At 68.3% G+C, this 22,850-nt stretch carries 21 protein-coding genes; 14 read left to right on the forward strand and 7 right to left on the reverse strand.

What is annotated here, in order from left to right:
* Positions 1 to 3: 3 nt before the first annotated feature.
* Positions 4 to 936, reverse strand: coding sequence for an ABC transporter ATP-binding protein (locus ACZ6SF_RS02125; RefSeq protein WP_466059938.1), 933 nt, complete (start codon positions 934 to 936; stop codon positions 4 to 6).
* Positions 933 to 2,654: a polyprenol phosphomannose-dependent alpha 1,6 mannosyltransferase MptB gene (gene mptB / locus ACZ6SF_RS02130; protein ID WP_466059940.1), complete on the reverse strand. Its 1,722-nt coding sequence runs from the start codon at positions 2,652 to 2,654 to the stop codon at positions 933 to 935. The genes ACZ6SF_RS02125 and mptB overlap by 4 nt, the downstream gene beginning before the upstream one ends.
* A gap of 235 nt (positions 2,655 to 2,889) precedes the next feature.
* Here mptB and ACZ6SF_RS02135 point away from each other — a divergent pair, with 235 nt between their 5' ends.
* The 14 genes from ACZ6SF_RS02135 (at position 2,890) to ACZ6SF_RS02200 (ending at position 17,055) form a co-directional block, all read left to right on the forward strand.
* Positions 2,890 to 3,756 (forward strand): helix-turn-helix transcriptional regulator, encoded by an 867-nt coding sequence (locus tag ACZ6SF_RS02135; RefSeq protein ID WP_466059942.1) that lies wholly within the window; start codon positions 2,890 to 2,892, stop codon positions 3,754 to 3,756.
* Positions 3,753 to 5,189: a Fe-S cluster assembly protein SufB gene (sufB, locus tag ACZ6SF_RS02140; protein ID WP_466059944.1), complete on the forward strand. Its 1,437-nt coding sequence runs from the start codon at positions 3,753 to 3,755 to the stop codon at positions 5,187 to 5,189. Before ACZ6SF_RS02135 ends, sufB begins: the two co-directional genes overlap by 4 nt.
* A complete protein-coding gene (gene sufD, locus ACZ6SF_RS02145; RefSeq protein ID WP_466059946.1) occupies positions 5,189 to 6,400 on the forward strand; it encodes a Fe-S cluster assembly protein SufD in 1,212 nt (403 codons plus the stop codon). Before sufB ends, sufD begins: the two co-directional genes overlap by 1 nt.
* Positions 6,401 to 6,443: 43 nt before the next feature.
* Complete coding sequence (sufC, locus tag ACZ6SF_RS02150) at positions 6,444 to 7,214, forward strand: Fe-S cluster assembly ATPase SufC (RefSeq protein ID WP_449999997.1); 771 nt, start codon at positions 6,444 to 6,446, stop codon at positions 7,212 to 7,214.
* Between the two features lies 1 nt (position 7,215).
* Positions 7,216 to 8,469 (forward strand): cysteine desulfurase, encoded by a 1,254-nt coding sequence (locus ACZ6SF_RS02155; RefSeq protein ID WP_466059948.1) that lies wholly within the window; start codon positions 7,216 to 7,218, stop codon positions 8,467 to 8,469.
* Positions 8,470 to 8,472: 3 nt separating this feature from the next.
* Positions 8,473 to 8,976 carry a Fe-S cluster assembly sulfur transfer protein SufU gene (sufU, locus tag ACZ6SF_RS02160; protein WP_466059950.1) on the forward strand — a complete coding sequence of 168 codons (504 nt, stop codon included), beginning with the start codon at positions 8,473 to 8,475 and terminating at the stop codon, positions 8,974 to 8,976.
* A complete protein-coding gene (locus tag ACZ6SF_RS02165; RefSeq protein ID WP_466059952.1) occupies positions 8,973 to 9,371 on the forward strand; it encodes a metal-sulfur cluster assembly factor in 399 nt (132 codons plus the stop codon). Before sufU ends, ACZ6SF_RS02165 begins: the two co-directional genes overlap by 4 nt.
* An 820-nt stretch (positions 9,372 to 10,191) precedes the next feature.
* Positions 10,192 to 11,769 carry an ATP-binding protein gene (locus tag ACZ6SF_RS02170; protein WP_466059954.1) on the forward strand — a complete coding sequence of 526 codons (1,578 nt, stop codon included), beginning with the start codon at positions 10,192 to 10,194 and terminating at the stop codon, positions 11,767 to 11,769.
* A complete protein-coding gene (locus ACZ6SF_RS02175; protein ID WP_466059956.1) occupies positions 11,769 to 12,203 on the forward strand; it encodes a roadblock/LC7 domain-containing protein in 435 nt (144 codons plus the stop codon). Before ACZ6SF_RS02170 ends, ACZ6SF_RS02175 begins: the two co-directional genes overlap by 1 nt.
* The gene (locus tag ACZ6SF_RS02180; protein ID WP_466059958.1) at positions 12,200 to 12,547 is read left to right on the forward strand and encodes a DUF742 domain-containing protein; all 348 of its coding nucleotides are present in this window, start codon (positions 12,200 to 12,202) and stop codon (positions 12,545 to 12,547) included. Before ACZ6SF_RS02175 ends, ACZ6SF_RS02180 begins: the two co-directional genes overlap by 4 nt.
* A complete protein-coding gene (locus ACZ6SF_RS02185; RefSeq protein ID WP_449998283.1) occupies positions 12,522 to 13,145 on the forward strand; it encodes a GTP-binding protein in 624 nt (207 codons plus the stop codon). Before ACZ6SF_RS02180 ends, ACZ6SF_RS02185 begins: the two co-directional genes overlap by 26 nt.
* Positions 13,142 to 14,410, forward strand: a complete 1,269-nt coding sequence (locus ACZ6SF_RS02190; RefSeq protein ID WP_466059960.1) for a cytochrome P450 — start codon at positions 13,142 to 13,144, stop codon at positions 14,408 to 14,410. Before ACZ6SF_RS02185 ends, ACZ6SF_RS02190 begins: the two co-directional genes overlap by 4 nt.
* Before the next feature lie 11 nt (positions 14,411 to 14,421).
* Positions 14,422 to 15,642: a cytochrome P450 family protein gene (locus tag ACZ6SF_RS02195; protein WP_466059962.1), complete on the forward strand. Its 1,221-nt coding sequence runs from the start codon at positions 14,422 to 14,424 to the stop codon at positions 15,640 to 15,642.
* 147 nt (positions 15,643 to 15,789) lie between these two features.
* Positions 15,790 to 17,055: a cytochrome P450 family protein gene (locus ACZ6SF_RS02200; RefSeq protein ID WP_466059964.1), complete on the forward strand. Its 1,266-nt coding sequence runs from the start codon at positions 15,790 to 15,792 to the stop codon at positions 17,053 to 17,055.
* Positions 17,056 to 17,270: 215 nt separating this feature from the next.
* On the opposite strand, the gene ACZ6SF_RS02205 is transcribed toward ACZ6SF_RS02200, so the two are convergent.
* The 5 genes from ACZ6SF_RS02205 to ACZ6SF_RS02225 all read right to left on the reverse strand — a co-directional run bounded on the left by ACZ6SF_RS02205 (position 17,271) and on the right by ACZ6SF_RS02225 (position 22,811).
* Positions 17,271 to 18,884 (reverse strand): ABC transporter permease, encoded by a 1,614-nt coding sequence (locus ACZ6SF_RS02205; protein WP_466059966.1) that lies wholly within the window; start codon positions 18,882 to 18,884, stop codon positions 17,271 to 17,273.
* A complete protein-coding gene (locus ACZ6SF_RS02210) occupies positions 18,881 to 19,792 on the reverse strand; it encodes an ABC transporter ATP-binding protein (protein WP_466059968.1) in 912 nt (303 codons plus the stop codon). Before ACZ6SF_RS02210 ends, ACZ6SF_RS02205 begins: the two co-directional genes overlap by 4 nt.
* A 72-nt stretch (positions 19,793 to 19,864) precedes the next feature.
* On the reverse strand, positions 19,865 to 20,857 hold the full coding sequence (locus ACZ6SF_RS02215) for an Acg family FMN-binding oxidoreductase (protein WP_466059970.1): 993 nt from the start codon (positions 20,855 to 20,857) through the stop codon (positions 19,865 to 19,867).
* Between the two features lie 68 nt (positions 20,858 to 20,925).
* Positions 20,926 to 21,966: a DUF8176 domain-containing protein gene (locus ACZ6SF_RS02220; protein ID WP_466059972.1), complete on the reverse strand. Its 1,041-nt coding sequence runs from the start codon at positions 21,964 to 21,966 to the stop codon at positions 20,926 to 20,928.
* Positions 21,967 to 22,058: 92 nt separating this feature from the next.
* Positions 22,059 to 22,811, reverse strand: a complete 753-nt coding sequence (locus ACZ6SF_RS02225) for a L,D-transpeptidase (RefSeq protein ID WP_466059974.1) — start codon at positions 22,809 to 22,811, stop codon at positions 22,059 to 22,061.
* Positions 22,812 to 22,850: the final 39 nt, after the last annotated feature.

A 22,850-nucleotide genomic window follows, 5' to 3' on the forward strand; every position in this document is an offset into this window, starting at 1 on the left:
GCGTCATGCGCGCAGATCCCGTCCGGTCAGTTCCAGGAAAACGTCCTCGAGCCGGCGCTGGTCGATGCGGATATCGGTGGCGAGCACGTTGACCCGCGCGCACCAGGCGGTCACGGTGGCCAGCACCTGCGGGTTGATCTCGCCCTCCACCAGATACGAGCCGGGGCCGGTCTCCTTGGGGGAGAACCCCTCCGGCAGTGCCCGTTGCAGCAGGGCCAGATCGAGATTCGGGGGTGCGGCGAAGCGCAGCTGGCCGGCGGCGCCGTGCGCGGTCACCTCGGCCGGTGTGCCGGACGCGACGATCCGGCCGTGATCGATGATCACCAGATGGTCGGCCAGCTCCTCGGCCTCGTCCATGAGATGGGTGGTCAGCAGTACGCTCACCCCGTCCCGGCGCAGCGCGTCGATCAGTTCCCACACCATGATCCGGGCCTGGGCGTCCATCCCCGCGGTGGGTTCGTCCAGAAAGACGATCTCCGGCCGTCCGACCAGGGCGCAGGCCAGCGACAGCCGCTGCTGCTGGCCGCCGGAGAGCCGCCGGTAGGGCGTGCGGCGGCTGTCGGCCATACCCAGCACACCCAGCAGCCATTCGGGATCGAGCGGGTCGGCCGAATAGGAGGCGACGAGATCCAGCATCTCACCGGCCCGGGCGCCCGGATAGGCGCCACCACCCTGCAGCATCACGCCGATCCGGGGCCGCAGCCGTTCGGAATCGGCGATCGGATCGAGTCCGAGCACCCGCACGCGCCCGGCGTCGGGCCGTACGAATCCCTCGCACATCTCCACCGTCGTGGTCTTACCGGCACCGTTCGGCCCGAGCAGGGCGAACACCTGCGCCGGTTCGATGGTGAAAGCGATACCGTCCACCGCGGTCGTCTCGCCGTAGCGTTTGGCGACATGGTCCACCTGGACGGCGGGCACCCGGGAAACGGTCACGAGGTCACACCGTATGCCTCGGCCGCCTGTGACGGGGGCGACACCCCCTGCTGGGCACGCCACGGCAGGGCGTTGCGGGTGACCACGATGAACAGCACCGAGACGATCACCGTCGCCACCGCCGACCCGACGATCTGGAAGACCTCGAGGTCGGCGCCGCGCGGCATCAGGATCACGCTGACGACCGCGGAGATGCCGATGGCGGGTGCCCGGAACACCGGCCGGGTGGCCCAGGCCGCCAGCGGCACGATCGCCCACAGCAGATACCAGGGCTGCACCACCGGGAACAGCAGCACGATCGCGCCCAGGGCGACACCGAGCGCGCCGACCGGGTGGACCCGTCCGGTCCAGGTGGCCACCAGCATGCGCACCGTGATCACGCCCGCCACCACCGCGGCGATGGGCCGGGTGATGCTGAGCAGGGCGGTGGTGTGGTCGCCCAGGCCGAGCAGGACCCCGCCGAATCCGGTGACGATGCCCAGCGCCGTCGGCAGCGACATCCAGCTGCGTACCGCGCTGGCGGTGTTGAGCGTGTTCAGCCAGCCGAAGCCGAGTCCGCTCACGGTGCTGATCACCAGGGTCGTCACGATCGCGATCAGCCCGAGCAGCCCCGCGGCCGCGAGAACGGGCCGCAGACCGGGACCCCAGCGCCGGGCCAGGGCCATACCCGCGAATCCCAGGGCGATGATCGAGGTGATCTTCACCGAAGACGAGAGGCTGATGGTGACCGCTCCCGCGATCAGCAGCGCCCAGCCGCGCCCGTCCAGCGGCGGGGGACCGCCGTCACCGGGGATCCCGTGGATGGCGCGCAGCATGAATTCCAGGCCGGCCAGCATCAGGCCGAGCATCAGGGCGTCGTTGTGCACCCCGCCGACGAGATGGAAAAGCACCAGCGGATTGGCCACACCCAGCCACAGCGCGCTGACCGGAGCCACCCCGCAGCGCACCGACAGGCGCGGCAGCGCCCAGACGATCAGTGCGACCCCGGCGAGCGCGAGCAGCCGGTGCACCCAGACCCCGGCCAGGATGTTCTCCCCGGTGACCTGGGCGATGCCGTGCCCGATCCAGAGGAACAGCGGCCCGTACGGCGCGGGTGTCTCCCGCCAGATGTTGGGGACGTTGTTGGTGAGCACGTTGTCGATCCCGAGCCCGGCGACCGGCCCCTCCTGATAGGGGTCGATACCCCGCGCGGCGATCTCGCTCTGCGCCAGATAGGAGTACACATCGTTGCTGAACATCGGCGGTGCGACGCACAGCGGGATGATCCAGAGCAGCAGCGTGCGGTCGAGTTGGCGGCGGGTCAGCCGGTGCCGCGGCCCGCCGCCGAGCCCGCCGACGGCGAAGCGGCCCAGCAGCAGCCAGGCCAGCACCACGGTCGCGGTGCCCACCATGCACATGGCCAGGGAGCCGGTATGGGCGCGCGCGAAGATGCCCAGTACCCGCATCCCGGAGGTCGGATTCTGGTGGACCGGCTGCGCCCCGATACCGAGCGCGCTGATCGCCATCAGCACCGTGCCGGTGGCGCCCATCAGCCGGATCCGGTCCAATTGCGCGCGTTCGCGCCGGTCCAGTCCCGGGACCTCGGATTCGTCGCTGTGCAGGACCGCGATGGTGTGCTCGGAGGCCGGAACGTCGAGTCCGAGGGCGCGCCGCACCAGTCCCAGTGCGCGCTGCCCGCGCGACGCCGATGCGCCCGGGGCGCCTGCCTGTCCTGCCACGGTCACCGAGACTAGTTCGCCGCGGCCGCAGTTCGCGCCCGGCGGTGGCTTTCCGGAGCCCCCGCACCGGAGTGAAGCACATCACTGTGCGAATTACGCCGGGCGGCGGCGACCGGGACTTGTTCGCCGGAGCAGGCGGTTTCCGGGTCCGGCCGGAAATCGGCGGGCGACGGGGACCCGCCTGGTCAGGGCACCCTTATTAGATTTCGGGAACGAATTCCGCCACACTGATGTTGTGAAAACTGTGGGTTTGCCGAACACGGACGAAAGGGCTGGTCACCGGACCGGTGCCGGATCCGTCGGCGTGCCCGTGACCGGCGGGGAAGGTCATACCCGGGCGGCGATCGTACGACTGCTGCTCGAGGAGGGTCCGATCACCGCGACCGCGATCGGTAGCGCGCTGGGACTGGCTCCGGCCGGGGTGCGCCGGCACCTCGACGCGCTCATCGAATCGGGCCAGGCGCGGGCGGGGCGTTCCGCCCCGTGGCAGCAGAAGGGCCGCGGCCGCCCGGCCAAGCAGTATCAGCTCACCGGCGCCGGGCGCAGCATGCTGGGCCACGCCTACGACGATCTGGCGGGCGCGGCCATCCGGCAACTGCGGGAGATCGGCGGCGAGGACGCCGTCACCGCGTTCGCGCGGAAGCGGGCCCGGACACTGGTCGAGGGGATCGAGGCCTTGCCCGGCCGGAGCGACGAGCCCTCGGCCGACACCCCCGCGACGCGGGACGATACCGTTCGGTCCGAAACGGTGGCCAAGGCCGACGAGATCGCCACGGCGCTGTCGGACGCCGGATTCGCCGCGACCACCCGCCGGGTGGGCGCGGGCGTGCAGATCTGTCAGCATCACTGCCCGGTCTCGCATGTGGCCGAGGAATTCCCCGAGCTGTGCGAAGCCGAGCTCGAGGCCTTCCGGGAAGTGCTCGGCACCCATGTGCAGCGGCTGGCGACCATCGCCAACGGCGACTGTGCCTGCACCACCCATGTACCGCTGACCGTGCTCCCGACCCCGGAGCCCGGCACCCAACCGAACAACGCGTCACCCACCACCGCTGTGCAGCCCGCAGCGGACGTAACGAACGACTCCGGAAGGAGCGCCGAATGACGACCACCACCGACCAGGTGCCACAGCTGTCCCAGGAAGAGGCCATCGCCTCGCTGGGCAAGTACGGCTACGGCTGGGCCGACTCGGACGTGGCGGGAGCCAGCGCGCAGCGTGGTCTGTCCGAAGAGGTCGTTCGCGATATCTCGGACAAGAAGAACGAGCCGACCTGGATGCTGGAGAACCGGCTCAAGGCGCTGCGGATCTTCGATCGCAAGCCCATGCCCAACTGGGGTTCCAACCTCGAGGGCATCGATTTCGACAACATCAAGTACTTCGTGCGCTCCACCGAGAAGCAGGCCGCGAGCTGGGAAGACCTGCCCGAGGACATCAAGAACACCTACGACCGGCTGGGTATCCCGGAAGCGGAGAAGCAGCGGCTGGTCGCCGGTGTCGCCGCCCAGTACGAGTCGGAGGTCGTCTACCACCAGATCCGCGAGGATCTGGAGGCCCAGGGCGTGATCTTCCTCGATACCGATACCGGCCTGCGGGAGCACCCGGAGATCTTCCAGGAGTACTTCGGCAGCGTCATCCCGGCCGGGGACAACAAGTTCTCCGCGCTGAACACCGCCGTGTGGTCGGGTGGATCGTTCATCTACGTGCCGCCCGGGGTGCAGGTGGACATTCCGCTGCAGGCCTACTTCCGGATCAACACCGAGAACATGGGCCAGTTCGAGCGGACCCTGATCATCGTCGACGAGGATGCCTACGTGCACTACGTCGAGGGCTGCACCGCGCCGATCTACCAGTCCGATTCGCTGCATTCGGCCGTGGTCGAGATCATCGTGAAGAAGGGCGGCCGCTGCCGCTACACCACCATCCAGAACTGGTCGAACAACGTCTACAACCTGGTCACCAAGCGGGCCAAGGCCGAGGCGGGCGCGACCATGGAGTGGATCGACGGCAATATCGGCTCCAAGGTCACCATGAAGTACCCGGCCGTCTGGATGACCGGTGAGCATGCCAAGGGCGAAGTGCTCTCGGTGGCCTTCGCCGGCGAGGGGCAGCACCAGGACACCGGCGCCAAGATGGTGCACCTGGCTCCGCACACCTCCTCGACCATCGTGTCGAAATCGGTGGCGCGCGGCGGCGGCCGGGCCTCCTACCGCGGCCTGGTCCAGGTGAACAAGGGCGCGCACGGGTCCAAGTCGACGGTGAAATGCGATGCGCTGCTGGTCGACACCATCAGCCGCTCCGATACCTACCCCTACGTCGATATCCGCGAGGACGACGTGACTATGGGGCACGAGGCCACCGTCTCCAAGGTTTCCGAGGACCAGCTGTTCTACCTGATGAGCCGCGGCCTCACCGAGGACGAGGCGATGGCGATGGTGGTGCGCGGCTTCGTCGAGCCCATCGCCAAGGAACTCCCCATGGAGTACGCGCTGGAACTCAACCGCCTGATCGAACTGCAAATGGAAGGAGCCGTCGGCTAGTGAGCGGGCTTACGAGCGAACAGACGAGCACAGCCGCCGGGTCGAATATCGCCGAGGCCGCGGAGGCCCGTACCCCGGCGCTGAACAAGGGCGAGGTGTTCACCTCCTTCGATGTGAACGCCTTCGAGATCCCCTCCGGTAAGGACGAGGCGTGGCGGTTCACCCCGCTGCGCCGGCTGCGCGGCCTGCACAACGGCACCGCCACCGCCGACGGGCGGGCGGGTGTCGAGGTCGGGCGGGTCGACGGAGTCACCGTGGAGACGGTGGGCCGCGACGATTCCCGTCTGGGCGAAGGCGGCACCCCGTCCGATCGGGTGGCCGCCCAGGCCTATTCCGGGTTCGAGCAGGCGACGGTGATCTCGGTCGGCAAGGAGACCGAGGTGGCCGAACCGGTCGTCGTCCGGATCACCGGGCCGGGCGAGGGGAAGACCGCCTACGGTCATCTGCAGGTGCGACTGGCCGAATTCGCCGTCGCCACCGTGGTGATCGACCAGCGCGGGAGCGGAACCTACGCCGAGAACCTCGAATTCGTACTCGGCGACAGCGCCAAGCTGACCGTCGTGGCGGTACAGGACTGGGCCGACGATGTCGTGCACGCCACCGCCCACCACGCGCTCGTGGGCCGCGACGCGGTGCTGCGGCATACCGCGGTCACCCTCGGCGGCGATCTGGTCCGGCTCACCGGCAATGTCCGCTACGCGGGACCGGGCGGCGACGCCGAACTGCTCGGCCTGTACTTCGCCGACGCGGGCCAGCATTTCGAACAGCGCCTGCTGGTCGATCACGCGGTCCCGCACTGCAAGTCGAATGTTCTCTACAAGGGCGCGCTGCAGGGCGATCCGGATTCGCACAAGGGTGACGCCCGCACGGTCTGGGTCGGCGATGTGCTGATCCGGGCCGCGGCCGAGGGCACCGATACATTCGAGATCAACCGCAACCTGGTGCTCACCGACGGCGCCCGCGCCGATTCGGTGCCGAACCTGGAGATCGAGACCGGCGAGATCGTCGGCGCCGGCCACGCGTCGGCGACCGGCCGGTTCGACGACGAGCAGCTGTTCTATCTGCGCGCCCGCGGAATTCCGGAAGACGCCGCCCGCCGCCTGGTGGTGCGCGGGTTCTTCCACGAGATCATCCAGAAGATCGCGGTCCAAGAGGTCGCCGAGCGGTTGGAGGCGGCCATCGAGGCCGAACTCGCCGCCATCGGCGCCTGACCGAATCCACAGCCTCACAGCCACCGAAGGAATCCATCACGCCATGACCACCCTGGAAATCAAGGACCTGCACGCCGAGGTCAACACTCCGGACGGGGATACCGTCAAGATCCTCAACGGGGTGAACCTCACCGTGAAATCCGGCGAGACGCACGCCATCATGGGCCCCAACGGCTCCGGTAAGTCGACGCTGTCCTATGCCATCGCCGGACATCCCAAGTACACCGTCACCTCGGGTTCGATCACCCTCGACGGCGAGGACGTCTTGGAGATGTCGGTGGACGAGCGGGCGCGGGCGGGTCTGTTCCTGGCCATGCAGTACCCGATCGAGGTTCCCGGTGTCTCGATGTCGAACTTCCTGCGCACGGCCGCGACCGCGGTGCGTGGCGAGGCGCCCAAACTGCGGCACTGGGTCAAGGAGGTGAAGGAGTCGATGAACGAACTCGATATCGACGCCGCCTTCGCCGATCGCAGTGTGAACGAGGGTTTCTCCGGCGGTGAGAAGAAGCGCCACGAGATCCTGCAGCTGGGCCTGCTGAAGCCGAAGATCGCCATTCTCGACGAAACCGACTCCGGCCTCGACGTGGACGCGCTGCGCATCGTCTCCGAGGGCGTCAACCGCTACAAGGAGCGGGAGAACGGCGGGGTTCTGCTGATCACGCACTACACGCGCATCCTGCGCTATATCCAGCCGGAGTTCGTGCACGTGTTCGTGGGCGGGCGCATCGTCGCCGAGGGCGGCGCCGAACTCGCCGAGGAACTGGACGCGAACGGCTATGTGAAATTCACCCAGACGGCCGGAGCCGGAGCCTGAGATGACCGCGACCCTTCCCGCCTTCGATGTCGCCCGGATCCGGGCCGACTTCCCGATCCTGAACCGTACGGTCCGGGACGGGAAGCCGCTGGTGTACCTGGATTCCGGGGCCACCTCGCAGCGGCCGCTGGCGGTGCTGGACGCCGAACGTGAATTCCTGACCGAACGGAATTCGGCGGTGCACCGCGGCGCGCACCAGCTGGCCGAGGAGGCGACCGACGCCTACGAGGACGCCCGCGCCGAGATCGCCCGGTTCGTCGGTGTCGCCGCCGACGAGATCGTGTTCACCAAGAACGCCACCGAATCGCTGAACGTGGTGACCTACGCGTTCGCCGACGACCGGTTCCCGTATCACCTGGGTCCGGGCGACGAGATCGTCATCACCGAACTGGAACATCACGCGAATCTGGTGCCGTGGCAGGAACTGGCCCGCCGTACCGGGGCGACCCTGCGGTGGTACGGGGTGACCGACGACGGCCGTATCGACCTGGATTCGCTCGAGCTGACGCCGGCCACCAAGGTCGTGGCGTTCACCCATCAGTCCAATGTGACCGGTGCGGTGGCGCCGGTGACGGAACTGGTGGCCCGGGCCCGGGCCGTGGGCGCGCTGGTGGTGCTGGACGCCTGCCAGTCTGTACCGCATGCCGCGGTCGATTTCCGCGCGCTGGACGTGGATTTCGCCGCATTCTCCGGGCACAAGATGCTGGGCCCGTCCGGTGTCGGCGTGCTGTTCGGCAAGCGCGCGCTGCTCGCGGAGCTCCCGCCGTTCATCACCGGTGGTTCCATGATCGAGACGGTGACCATGGAGAAGACCACCTTCGCCCCGCCGCCGCAGCGGTTCGAGGCCGGAGTGCCGATGACCTCACAGGTCGTCGGGCTCGGCGCCGCGGTGCGGTACCTGCGGGGGATCGGGATGGACGCGGTGGCCGCGCACGAGCACACGCTGGTCGACGCGGCGCTCGCGGGCCTGGGCGAAATCCCCGGTATCCGTATCGTCGGGCCGACCGAGAACGTGGACCGCGGTGGCGCGGTGGCGTTCGTGGCCGACGGGATCCACGCGCACGACCTGGGGCAGATCCTGGACGACGAGGGAGTCGCGATCCGGGTCGGGCACCATTGCGCCTGGCCGCTGCACCGCCGCTTCGGGATCGCCGCGTCCGCGCGGGCCTCCTTCGCCCTGTACAACACCGTGGACGAGGTGGATCAACTGGTCGCCGCGGTGCGGAAGGCCCAGAGCTTCTTCGGGGTTGCCTAGAACATGCGCATGGAGCAGATGTACCAGGAAGTGATCCTGGACCATTACAAACATCCGCACAATCGCGGCCTCCGGGAGCCGTTCGGCGCGGAGGTGCACCACGTCAACCCCACCTGCGGCGACGAAGTGACGCTTCGGGTGCGGCTCGGCGCGGACGGCTCCGTCGAGGACGTGTCCTACGACGGGCAGGGCTGTTCGATCAGCCAGGCGTCGATCTCGGTACTCACCGATCAGGTCATCGGCCTGCCGCTTTCCGAAGCGCTGGCCGTGGTCGACTCGTTCAACGAGATGATCGGCAGCCGGGGTACCGTCGAAGGAGACGAGGACATCATCGGCGACGGGATCGCCTTCGCCGGTGTCGCGAAATACCCGGCCCGGGTGAAATGCGCGTTACTGGGCTGGATGGCTTTCAAGGACGCCGTCTTCCGGATCGACGGTGCGGCCGACGCCGTGGCCGCGGGCGCGGCATCCGATACCGAGCGAGCACGGAACGGGGAAACACCATGACCGATACTTCCGCCACCGAATCCACCCCGGCGGTCGCGCCGGACGATGCGGTGCCCGCCGAAACCGAACTGTCTGCCGAGGAACTCGAGCAGCTGGCCGATCTCGAAGAGGCGATGCGCGATGTCGTCGACCCCGAACTCGGTATCAACGTGGTCGATCTCGGCCTGGTGTACGGAATGCGGGTAGAGGAGACGACCGCGGTCCTGGATATGACCCTGACCTCGGCGGCCTGTCCGCTCACTGATGTGATCGAGGATCAGTCGCGCAACGCTCTGGTGCGCAGCGGCCTGGTCGACGATCTGAAGATCAACTGGGTCTGGATGCCGCCGTGGGGTCCCGACAAGATCACCGAGGACGGCCGGGAACAGTTGCGGGCCCTCGGTTTCACGGTCTAGCGGCAGGTCCGAAGGGCCTGATCTCACAATTGGCGACGGCGACCACTCGGTCGCCGTCGCATTTTGGTCTATACCCGAATTGGTCCGGGCGACCCGCGGTAACCGGTCCGGAGGTATGCACCGGTGGCGCCGTACGGTGAAACGGTCGTATTTCTTCCCGGTAATCGCGGTGCTTCGCGGGATTACCCGGATATTCGGGTTTCCCGTCAGTGGGATGGGTTCATATGCCCGCATTGTTGGATTTCGGGGGACGGGCGGAGCCGGTAAGCAGCGGCCGCAACGGCATTCGACCCTTCTGAATATCAATTTTTCCCGTCCGCCGCCAATCGCCGACCGATCGGTCCGTTTTCAGCGCTCCCTCGCTGGTGATAGGGGATGCGCTCGCGATGTGCGGTGCGGCACGCCCCGATGCATGTGCACCCGGAGCCGGGTGCGGCCGGCGTGATCTTCACCGTCGCAATGCCTTTCCGCATTACACGAGGTCGCGGACCTATCACGGATCGGTGACAATCGATTATCCGCCGTTATTGAGAGAGTTCACGACAATGCTGCTACTGTGATCGGGTCGTCGGGTTCCGGGCCATCGGAGGATGCGCTCCGATGGGCAGTGATCGGCCGAATGACTTGTCCCTTGGTTACTTTCGAGTAGGCGAAAGTAACCAAGGGATATGTCACCGACCGTAGCCGAGGTACCCGGCACGGAACCTCATCCGGCCAGGGGCGAACATGGTCGGCGTCGCGAGGAAGGCGAGACGAAGCGCCGTGGCCTGCCACGGCACCGCGTGGCGCACCTCGAGCCCCGTCAACGACGAGAAAGCTGATGAATCTGAATACCGCCGTGCTGCTTCCCTGGATCCTCGCCCCCATATTGGTGCTCGGCGTGGCGTGGTACGCCGTTCGGGCCGTGCGCGAACAACAGAAGCGACTCACCGTGCTCGAGCGCGAGCTGGCAGTCCGCGAGGATGCTCTCGAGCATCTCGCCGCCAGCACGCTACCGGCGCTGTCGGAGTCCGTGCGCCGGTTCGAACAGACCGCCGTCGGCCCGGAAGTCCCCCCGGGCCTGGAGAATTCGCGCTTCGCCCAATGCCTGCGCTGGATCATCGACCGGGTCGCCGAAGATCTGCGTACCGTCCAGAACGAGACCCGTGAATCCGTCACCCGGGAGACCGAGGACCAGCTCCGCACCGCCGTGTCCACGGCGGAGCGCGCGGTCCGGGACGAGGCCGAATCCGGTAAGGAACGCGCCGAAACGCTGTCGCGTGAGGCGACCAGCGCCGCGGTCCGGTCGTTCGGTACCTCCGTGGTGAGCCTGGGCGCCGACGTCAGCCAGGTGGTCAGCTCCGCGCTGCGTGAGCACCGCGACGACCGGGTCTACGAAACTCTCATCCGCATCGACCACACCGTTCAGCAGATGATCCGCCAGGCGCAGTCCTACGTGATCGTCTGTGGTGGCCTGCCCGGCCGGCGGTGGCCCGCCCAGTCGCTGACCGACGTGGTCGGCGGCGCTACCGGCCGTGTGCGCGACTACCTTCGCGTCCGGCCCTCCCAGCTCGACCGCATCGTCATCAGCCGTGCGGTGGAACCGCTGGTCCACACCCTGGCCTCGCTCATCGACAACGCGCTGCGTTACTCGCCGCCGACCTCCTTCGTCGATGTCACGTTCCAGGAAGGCCATCACGGGGTGACCGTGATCGTCGACGACGCGGGCGTGCGGATGAACGCCGAGCAGATGGAGGAGGCGCGGCAGGTCCTCGCCAACGAACGCTCGGTCGACATCCACCAGCTCGGCCCCGCCCCGAAGGTCGGCTTCCCCGGTATCGCCGCGCTCGCCCGCCGCTACGGGTTCACCGTCTACATCGACGGCCCCAACGCGTACGGCGGTATGCGTGCCATGGTCTACATCCCGGAGGCCCTGCTGGTCGCTCCCAAGACCAACCAGGAGAACGACGTTTTGCCCAATGGTGGACAAGCTCCGCGTGAACTCGCCGCGGTACCCGGCGGTCAGGCATCCTCGGTATCGGCCGGCACCGGAAACGCACTGACCGGTTCGGCCCCCTCGGCGGGCGGAGCCCATTCCGCCGTCACCACCGGGGCGCACGCCGCGGTTCCGGCGGAGGCCGAGGCGACGGTGTCGAGCGACCGGTTATCGCCCGCAACGGCTTCCGCCGATCAGTACGAGGACGAGCAGCGGACGACGGTCCACGACATCACCAGCGGCGGGCTGCCCAGACGCCGGCGGCGCGCGGCAGCGGTGCCCGCGGATATCAACGACCGCGTAGCCGATCCGTCCAGGACAGAACCGGGCCAGGCCCGTCCCGATATCGCCGCCGCCTGGCAGAGCGGCTCCAAGAGCGGCCGTGCCGCCGCATCCGAACACACCGAAGGGATGACATCCTGATGGGTTCACCGAGGACAGTGGTATCCGACAGCACCAACAAACTGGGCTGGTTACTGGACGATCTCGAGGTTCCCGGCGTCCGATTCGCCGTCCTGTTGTCCGAGGACGGGCTGCGCATCGCGCATTCGGCGGGGATCGCGAAGGACGATGCCGAACGGTTCGCGGCCGCGGCTTCGGGCCTGCGCTCGCTCGGAAAGGCGCTCGGCGAATTCTGCGGCAGCAACGGAAACGATGTGCGGCAGAACATGACCGAATACGACCAGGGCATGATCATGATCACGGCCGCGGGCGAGGGCGCGCTCCTGGGCGTGGCGACCATGACCGATATCGATGTGGGTCTCATCGCGCACCGGATGAACGAACTGGCGGGGCGGGTAGGTCACGAGCTCGGTAGCGAGCCCCGCAGAGGCGCACACGGCGGCGATCTGGCATGAGCCGGTCGCGGCGTGATCCAGACCTGGTCCGTGCGTACGTGCGGACCGGCGGGCGCTCCCGTCCGACTCGCGATCTGGGCCTGGTGACCCTGGTCGTCGCCCTCGGCGACCCGTCACCCGGCGCCACCCCGGACGCGCGCCGGGTGATCGACGTCTGCGCCCGGGGTGCCCTGTCCATTGCCGAGGTCGCCGCGTATCTCGACCTCCCGCCCTCGGTCGTGACGATCGTCGTCTCCGACCTGCTGGACAGCGGACACCTCAATATCCCGACCCCGGCGGAGATAATGCCGGAGATCGCCCTGCTCGAGGAGGTACTCAATGGGCTCCGTGCTCTCCCGGCCTGATCGGTCCGCGGATTACGGTCGCGCGGTCGACTATGTGCCGGAGACGGTGACCCGATCGGTGAAATTGCTGGTGGCCGGTAATTTCGGCGTCGGCAAGACCACCTTCGTGAGCAGTGTTTCCGAGATCAAACCCTTGCGGACCGAGGAGACCATCACCGAGGCCAGCGTCGGTATCGACGATCTGGGCGGACTGGGGTCGAAGACGACGACCACGGTGGCGATGGACTTCGGCCGTATCACGCTCAACCCCGAACTGGCGCTGTACCTCTTCGGAACCCCGGGCCAGCAGCGGTTCATCCCGCTGTGGGAGGAACTGGCCAAGGGCGCGCTCGGCGCCCTGGTGCTGGTCGACACCCGGCGTATCGAGAAGGCCGATGAGGTGCTCGCTACGCTGGAGGAGCGTGGTGTGCCCTATGCGGTCGGAGTCAACGAGTTCGAAGGATCGAATCGCTACCCACTGTCGGAGGTCCGGGAAGCCCTGGATCTCACCGATGACACTCCACTCATCGCGCTCGACGCGCGTGACCGGCGAACCTGCATACAGTCGCTGATCACGCTCGTCGAATATTTGTTCCACCGATTGGAGTCTCGTCTTTGACCACGCAGTTCTCTCCGGTTCCGCAGCAACAACCCCCTTTCGCCGGCTGTCCGGTGGTCGGGGAACCCACCGGAGGCGTCGGCCCCCGCTTCAGCCTGTTCTCGGAAGAATTCGCCGATGATCCGCATCGCGCCTATTCCGCGATGCGCAGCCGTTACGGGTCGCTGGTCCCCATCGACCTGGCGCCCGATGTGCCCGCGACACTGGTGATCGGCTACGACGCGGCCGTCCGAATTCTCAACGATCCGGATCGTTTCCCGGCCGACCCGCGTACCTGGCAGACCAGCATCCCGGCCGATTCACCGGTCAAACCGATGATGGAGTGGTACCCGAACGCGCTGCGTAACAGTGGTGAGCTGCATCAGCGTTACCGCCAGGCCTATGTGCACGCGATCGACGGGATCGATCTGCACGAGTTGAATCAGACCGTGGAGAGCATCGCGCTTCCGCTGATCAACACCTTCTGCGAATCCGGCAAGGCCGATCTCGTCACCCAGTACGCGTTCCCCCTGGTTTTCGAGGTGCTCAACCGGATGGTCGGGTGTACCCCGGAGCTGGGGGAGCGCGTCGCGAACGGAATGGCCGCGCTGTTCGACACCGTCAACGCCGAATGGGGGATGACCCATCTGAGCGAGGCGCTGATGGAACTCATCTTCCAGAAGCGCTCCGATCCCGGTGACGACGTCACCTCGCGGCTGGTGCATCATCCGGCCAAACTCGACGACGAGGAGCTGCTGTCCAATCTGATCAGCTTCTACGGCGCGGGTGTCGAGCCGCAGCAGAACCTGATCAACAACACCCTGCTGCTGATGATGACCGACGACCGGTTCGGCGGAAATATGCTGGGCGGCAGCCTGTCGACCCGCGACGCGCTGGACGAGGTGCTGTTCAACGACCCGCCGATGGCGAACTTCTGCACCACCTATCCGCGGCAGCCGATCCTGGTCGAGAACACCTGGCTGCCCGCGCATCAGCCGGTGGTGATCAGCCTGGCCGCGTGTAACAACGATCCGGTGATCCGGGGCGGCGATCACACCGGCAACCGTTCACATCTGGCGTGGAGTATCGGACCGCATACCTGTCCGGCCCAGTCGCCGGCCTTCGTGGTGGTCCAGGGCGCGATCGATCTGCTGCTCGATACGCTGCCGGAATTGGAGCTGGCGACGCCGGTCGAGGAACTCGCTTGGCGGCCGGGGCCTTTCCACCGGGCACTGGCGGCGCTACCGGTCGCATTCCCGCCCTCTCCGCCGTTCACTATTGTCTAAGGAGACACTCGTTGGAACGCGAATCCATCGTCCTGGATATGGCCGGGGCCGATATCCAGGGGGAATCGGTACGGTTGCGGGCCCAGGGCCCGGTGGCGCCGGTGGAGTTGCCCGGAGGTGTGCCGGCCTGGTCGGTCACCGACGCGGCGGTACTGAAGAGCCTGCTGACCGATCCGCGCGTCTCGAAGGATCCGCGGCAGCACTGGGCGGCGTTCCGCAACGGTGAGATCACCGAGGACTGGCCGCTGCTGCCGTGGATCGCGGTGGAGAACATGTTCACCGCCTACGGCGCCGACCATCGGCGGCTGCGCAAACTCGTCTCGCCCGCGTTCACCCACCGCCGGACGGCGGCGCTGCGGTCCCGGGTCGAGTCGCTGGTGGCGGAACTGCTGGACGCGCTGGCCGCCGCGCCCGCCGGCTCAGTCGTCGATCTGCGTGAGGGATTCGCCTATCCCGTGCCGATCCAGGTGATCACCGAACTGCTCGGCGTCCCGGAATCGCTGGGTGCCCCGCTGCGAGTGTGTGTCGACCGGTACTTCGACACCACACTCGACGACACCGCCGCGCAGGCCAATTACGTCGAAATGTTCGGCCTGGTGTCCGAGCTCGTCGCATTCCGCCGGGCGAATCCGGGTGACGACATCACCAGCGTGATGATCACCAACCGCGACGAGGACGGGTCGCAGCTGACCGAGGAACAGATCGTGAACACGTTGATGCTGACCATCAACGCCGGGCACGAGACGACGGTCAACCTGCTGGATCAGGCGATCGTCGCGCTGCTCACCCATCCGCAGCAGCGGTCGGCGGCCCTGGCGGGCCGGGTGAGCTGGTCCGAGGTGGTCGAGGAGACGCTGCGTTTCGAAGCGCCGGTCGCTCATATTCCGCTGCGCTACGCGGTGGAGGACATCGATATCGAGGGCGGCCCGCGAATCGGCAAGGGCGAGGCGATCCTGGCCTCCTACGCCGCGGCGGGCCGGGATCCGAAGGTGCACGGCGCCACCACCGATACTTTCGATATCACCCGGCCGAACAAGGATCACATCTCCTTCGGGCACGGTGCGCACCACTGCATCGGGGCCCCGCTGGCGCGAATGGAGGGCGAGATCGCCCTGCCCGCCCTGTTCGGGCGGTTTCCCGAGATGCGGCTGGCGGTCGAGGTGAGCGAGCTGCGGCCGGTGGTGAGTTTCGTGTCCAACGGTCATCAGGAATTGCCTGTGTACCTGGGCTGAACCCGGTACCCTGGGGAATTCCGGTCTACTACAACTTCATTGCTGATGGCTCGTCGCGGACGTCGCTGAGCGGGATGTATGGGTCGGCGGATAGGTCTGCGAGAACGCACTATTCGCCGATTCATACGAACCTCGGAGTGTGATGTCTTGACCACAGCGCAACCTGCTCAGCTGGAACTGCCCGACCAGCGCGTGATTGTCCACGGTTCGCCGGTGGACACATCCGGGCCGCATATCCCTCTGTACACAGAGGATTTCGCGGCCGATCCGCACCGGGCGTATCGCGAGATGCGCCGGCGGTTCGGCTCCCTGGCGCCGGTGGAACTTTCCCCCGGCGTTCCCGCCACCCTGGTGATCGGCTACCACACCGCGGTCCGCATCCTCAATGATCAGGAGCATTTCCCCGCCGATCCGCGGATGTGGCAGCGCGGCATATCCGAGGACTGCCCGGTGCTGCCGATGATGGAGTACCGGCCCAATCCACTGCGGACCGTGGGCAACGACCGGCTGCGCTACCGGTCGGCGGCGGTAGCGGCCATCGACGGGGTCGATATGCACGAACTGCATGCCGTGATCGAGGAGATCTCGATTACCCTGATCAACTCCTTCTGCGCGGACGGGCACTGCGATGTGGTGGGCCAGTACGCCTCACCGCTCATCTTCGCGGTACTCAACGCGATGCTCGGCTGCCCGCCCGAACTGGGCCATCGCGCGGCGCGCGGGCTGGCGGCCATGTTCGATACGGTCGGCGCCGCCGAGGGGAACGTCGCCCAGGCCGATGCGCTGCTCGAACTGGCGCGGCTCAAACGCGTGCAGCCGGGGTCCGATATCACCACCCGCCTGGTCCGCCATCATGCCCAGCTCACCGATGAGGAGACCCGTCAGCAGCTGGCGCTGCTGTACGGCGCGGGCACCGAGCCGCCGCAGAATCTGATCGCGAATACGTTGCTGCTGATGCTGACCGATGAGCGGTTCGCGGCGACCGTGCTCGACGGCAGTCTGTCGACGCGGGACGCGTTGGACGAGGTGCTGTTCAGTGATCCGCCGCTGGCGAACTACTGCATCAGCTACCCCCGGCAGCCCATGCTCATCGACGGTATCTGGTTGCCCGCGCATCAGCCCGTCGTGATCAGCATGGCGGCCTGCAACAACGATCCCGCCATCAAATCCGGTGGTCTGACCGACAACCGGTCGCATCTCGCGTTCAGCGTCGGCCCGCACGGGTGCCCCGCCCGGTCGGTCGCGCTGCTGATCGTGCAGGACGCCCTCGATCAGTTGCTGGACGCGATACCGGAAATGACGCTGGCGGTGCCCTCCTCGGAACTGCGCTGGCGTCCCGGCCCCTTCCACCGGGCGCTGGTATCGCTGCCGGTGACCTTCCCGGAGAGCCGGCCCATCCGCAGCGGGCGCTGAGAACCCGGGCCGGCCGATACGCGGACGGGCCGGAGGTGCTCGCGCCGTCACGCCGCCCGGAAATCCGCGGCGACGACCGGTCGCCTCTGGCGTTCGGCGCGGGACCGCACGCGTGCCCGGCCCGGCCGGCCGCGGTGATGATCGTGCAACGGTCTCCCTTCCGGTGACTTTTCCGCCCGGCCCACCGCTGAGTGCGGGTGGTATCGGGTAGGCGCTCAGTTGGTCTGCAGATCGCGGCGGCGGAAACCGAAGGCGCCGGCGGCGCAGAGCAGCAGCGCCACACCGGCGGTGAGGAGTACGGGCACCGCGTCGAAGGGTTGCGCGGGTACCAGCGGGATATTGTCGAACGGTGACAGGCTCATCAGCCACCCCGGGAACTTCAGCGTCGCCCCGAACATGAGTACCACCACGCAGAAGGCCATCCCCAGCCACGCCGCCGAGGTGATCTGCGGTGCGAACCCGAACAGGAAGAGCGTCACCCCGCCCAGTACCCAGACCGCGGGCAGATAGGCCAGGGCGGCGCCGGTGAGGGTGATCGGCTGCGAGAGGTCACCGGTGATCAGTCCGTAGGTGATCCCCATCCCGAACCCGCTCACTGCTACCACCACGGCCGAACCGGCCAGCATGATCACCGCGTGCCCGGCCAGCCAGCGCAGCCGCGGGAGCCGGGTCGACAGCAGCGGCTCCGCGTGCCCGGCCGATTCCTCGCCGCGGGGACGCAGGCCGGCGGAGATCGTATAGGCGGAGCCGATGATCGCCAGAATCGCCACCGCCATCGCGTAGAACGCGTCGACCATACTGCCCATGTTCTGGCCGAGAACCTGATCCAGGTCGATATCGCCGAGCAGATCGTCCACATCGTCGCCGATCGTGCCGAAGGACATCCCGCCGAAGAACATCCCGAGCGCCCATCCGATCAGCAGGCCCCGTTGCAGGCGCCACGCCAATCCGAAGGTGCCGTGCAGGGATTCGGGGGCACGCGCGGGCCCCGGACGCGGCGGGACCAGGCCGGCTCCGAAATCCCGCCGGTCGAGGACCCGGGCCGCGGCCACTCCGATCACGGCGGCCGCCACCAGGGACAACAGGGCCGGCCACCAGACCTCGTGGTCGTATGGGCGCATCGCCTGCCCCCACCCCAGCGGCGAGAACCACGACAGCACGCCGTTGCCGACATCGCCGACCGCGCGCAGCAGATACGAGACGGCCAGTGCGGCGCCGGTGACGGCGTAGCAACTCCGGGTGCCCGAGGTGATCTGGGCGGCCAGCAGCGCGATCGCGCCGAATACCAGGCCCGCGCAGGTGGCCCCGACGCCGAGCGCGATCGATCCGGCGGCGGGCAGGCCGTATCCGGTCAGGCTGCCCGCGATGGCCAGTCCGAGCAGGATATTCGCGGTCACCGTGACCAGAGTCGCCGCCATTGGTGGTGCGTACCGGCCCACCGCCGCCGAACGGATGAGTTCGTCGCGGCCGGATTCCTCGTTCGCACGGGTGTGCCGGCCGATGAGGAACATACTCATCAGCCCGGCCACGATCATGCCGAACGCACTGGACTGGAACGCGACCTGACCGGCCACGGTGTCGAGCACCCGCGGCGGGCCGGCCATCGCGATCATGGCCGCGTTCCCGGACATACTGCGCGCCAGCGCATCCAGATCGGCCTGTTCGGGATAGGCCGCGTCGAGCGCGACCGCCTGCGACCAATAGATCATGGTGCCGCCCACGATCCAGGCCACCAGGGGAAAACGTTCACGGCGTAGCGCGAAGCGGGTGAGCGTGCCGGTACCGGTGAAGGTGCCGGCGTACCGGCCGCGTGGTCGCAGCGTGGTCACGATTCGGGTACCCCCGCGGCGGCGAGTTCGTCACCGTAGTGCCGGAGGAACAGTTCCTCCAGGGTCGGCGGCTGACTGGTGAGGGTGCGGATACCGAAGGAGGTGAGATGTTCCACGGCCGCGCCCAGTTCGACGGTGTCGACCTGGAACCGGACCCGGGTGCCGTCGGCGATCAGGTCGTGGACACCGCGCAGCTCGTCCATACCTGTTGCCGGGAGCCGGGTTTCGGCGTCGATCGAGGTGCGGGTCAGATGCCGCAGATCGGCCAGGGTCCCGGTTTCGACCGCGCGCCCGTGCCGGATGATGGTCAGCCGGTCGCACAGTGCCTCGACCTGCGCGAGGATATGGCTGGACAGCAGGACGGTGCGACCGTCGCGACGGATCTCCTCCACGTACTCCTGGAAAACCGCCTCCATCAACGGATCCAGGCCGGAGGTGGGCTCGTCGAACAGCAGCAGTTCCACATCGGAGGCCAGCGCCGCCACCAGCGCGACCTTCTGCCGGTTGCCCTTGGAATAGGTGCGGCCCTTCTTCGTCGGATCCAGATCGAAGCGTTCGAGCAGATCGGCGCGTCTGGTTTCGTCCAGGCCGCCGCGTAAGCGTCCGAGCAGGTCGATCACTTCGCCGCCGGTGAGACCGGGCCACAGACTGACGTCACCGGGGACGTAGGCGAGCCGGCGGTGCAATTCCGCGGCGCCGGACCACGGGTCGCCGCCGAGCAACCGGACCGTACCGGCGTCGGCGCGCAGCAGACCCAGCAGCACGCGGATGGTGGTGGACTTCCCGGCGCCGTTGGGTCCCAGGAAACCGTGCACCTCACCGGCGGCCACCTGGAGATCGAGTCCGTCGAGAGCGCGGGTGCGGCCGAAGGTCTTCACCAGACCGGAGATATCGATCGCGGCAGTCATGGGGGAACAGTAGTCCGATTCCGGTGGGGCCGGGGCCGTTCTCGCGTGGGTCGCCGCCGGGGCGCGGGGTGTTCAGCGCTCGCGGTGCAGTTCCAGGAAATCACCCACCGGGCGGCGCGGAGTGGGCGGTTGCGCGGACGATGTGGGCGCTGTGCCCACCCGGATCACCACCTGCGGCAGCGCGGGCGCGGTCAGCAGGTTGGCGATGGTGCGGCGACTCACCGGGACCTCGGTGATATGGGTGAGCGGGCAGGTGGCCAGCCCGGCCGCTGTGCACGCCAGCAGGACCGCCGACAGGGTTTCGCCCGTGCGCAGCCAGTCCAGGGGAGTGTCGGCAGCCGACCCCAGTACCAGCAATCGCGAGGCATCGGTCAGTTCCCCGCGCCGCAGCGAGGGCGGGGCGGCCGGGAAGGCCCGGCCCACGCCGACCTGCGCGAGTTCGGCGGCCGAGACCAGCGCGGAGAGCGGCACGCCGTCGGCGGGGGAGTCGTTACCGGCCCACCAGTGCAGTTCGTTCAGATACTGCGGGTCGTATTCGCGCAGCGCCGCGGATTGCGCCGAGGCCGCCGCCAGGCGTAACCGAGCGGAGTCGGCGAGCACCTCCAGCACGATGTCGTGCGCGGTGGCCGTGGTCGCCAGCGCGGGCGCCACCCGCTCCCAGTCCCGGGGCGGCAGCATCGGCAACCGGTCGGTGTAGCGGCGGTCGATGGCGGCCGCCCGTTCCCGCACGGTGTCGGAGACGGCGCGGGCGGGTGCGAACTCGATGCCGGCGAGATGGTCGGGGGAGGTATCGGGCAGTCGCGTCACCTCGGTATCCCAACCGGCCGCGGCGAACGCCGTCCGGACATGGTCCAGCATGGCGCCGCAGCTGATGACGAGCTGGCGGCCCTGCGGATCGGCCGAGGACAGGCGACGGCTGGTGTCGCGGTACAGCTGGAGCCGGTGCCCGTCGAAGACCCAGCGCCACGGCTGGGTGTTGTGGACCGAGGGCGCGCGGCGGGCCAGCGACAACGCGGCCTGCACCGTGGGATGGTCGGGAACCCGGACCGTGCCGATGGCGTCCATCTTCCGAGTCTGCTCCCGACCGCGGCCACCGACCACCCGCCCCGGCGGTACGGACCGAATCGTGGCGGTCACGGCATGGGGCCGATACCCGTGATCAAGGTCCGGTCACCGATTCGCATCGTCGTCACCAGTTGCGGGTTGTAGCCCAGGGGCGCCGAACCGGGCCGGTACTCGGTGACCGTCACGGTGTACTGGCCGACGAAGGCGCCCGGCGCGATCTGGACGCAATGGGTGGTCCCGGCCGGGATACCGTCGATCCCCTGCTGGATATCGGGGGCGGCCGGGACCGCGGCGTCGGGTGCGACCAGGGCCCGCGCCTGATCTCCGGACCGCGCGACGTAGTAGGCGTGCTGGAACCCGAAGATGGCGTCGGGACCGGAATCGTCGCTGCCCGGGCCGTTGCCCTGCACGGTGTTGCCGGCGCGCTGGGCGGGGCAGTGCGGATCGGCCGCCGCGGTCGCGGGCGCGGCGGCGCTCGGTGCCGCGGTGGCCGGAGCCGGGGGGTCACCACCGCCGACCACCGCGAACTGGACGTACGCGGCCGCGGCCAGTGCGGCCACGCCCGCGATTCCGAGGAGTACCGGAATCCAGCGGATACCCCCGCCCGAGGTGCCGCCCGCGGGCGCGGGCACCGGGCCGGTGCGGGTCGGAACCGTCCGGCGCGCCCGCAGGCGCTGCCGGGCCGTGGTCGGTTCCCCGGCCGCCGGGGGATCGGGTTCCTCGGCCCGCTGCGCGGCGGCGGGCTCGGGGACCGGCGGGGGGTCGTACTCGGTATCGGGTGCGGCCGCCGGTGCGGGCGCCCGATCCGGCCCGGCGGGGGACCGGTCGCCGGGCCCGTCCGGATGCCCGTGCGCCACCCAGTCCGCCCAGTCGCCCTCGTAGTGCTCCGGGGAACCGACCGGTGGATGCGGCGGCCGCAGCACCGGTATGGGCTCCGTGGGCATCGACTCGTCGCCGGTACCCGGCCCGCCGTGCGACGGCAGATACAGCTCCGGCCGCCACGATTGCGGATCCGGGTCGCCGGGACGCGGCCCGGATGACGGCGGACGGACGGGGTCGGTGGGAGAGCCGTCCGCCCCGGCGCCCCGGTTCGACGGTGGTCGATCCATGGCGCGGCCCCCTTCGTCGTTCGCTACGCGCGCTCGTACTCCACCGTTCTAGTGGATCACGGACGACTACGCAGTGCGGGGTCGGCGGACGGTCACCAGTGGACGGTCACCGGATCGCCGATCCCGACGTTCTCGTAGTACCAGGACGCGTCGGCGGGCGCGAGGTTGATACAGCCGTGGCTGACATTGGAATTGCCCTGGGCATCCACCGACCAGGGCGCGGAGTGGACGAAGACGCCGCCCCAGGTGAGCCGTTCCGCCCATTCGCCGTCGATCAGGTACCCCTCCGCGGAATCCAGGGGGATACCGATGGTGCGGGAATCGAAGATGATGTTGCGGAACTTCTCCAGCACCGGGAACGTGCCCACCGGGGTTTCCCAGCCGGGCTTACCCATCGAGGCCGGCATGGTGCGCACCACTTGGCCGCCCATACTGACCGTGAACGTATGCGTGGACATATTCGCGTCGGCGACCACGCCGCCGTTGGTCTGGAACTGGGTGCGGCGCTCCCCGAAGTTCACCGTGAGAGTCGTGTTCGCCGGCAGGAAACCGGTCGGAGTCCAGGTCAGCTCCCGGTCGCCGCGCCAGGAGTACGAACCGGGCAGCGGATCACCGGCGGTCACCGACAGCGACCGCTCGGCGCTTTCCCGGTCGGTGACCGCGGACGAGAACCGGACGGTAACGGGATGGGCGATACCGACCATCGCGCCCTCGGCGGGGGTTACGGCGGAGACGGGCGCGGCGCCGGATTCCCCGATCGACATCGCGTTCGCCCCGGCTGGGACGACCACTAGCGAGAGGGCGACCGCGATCGCCAGAAACAGATGCCGGGCAACAGTATTCATGGTTCCACCCCTTACGGACGACTGGTGGACAGACGTCCA

It is taken from the genome of Nocardia sp. NPDC049935, assembly GCF_055586645.1.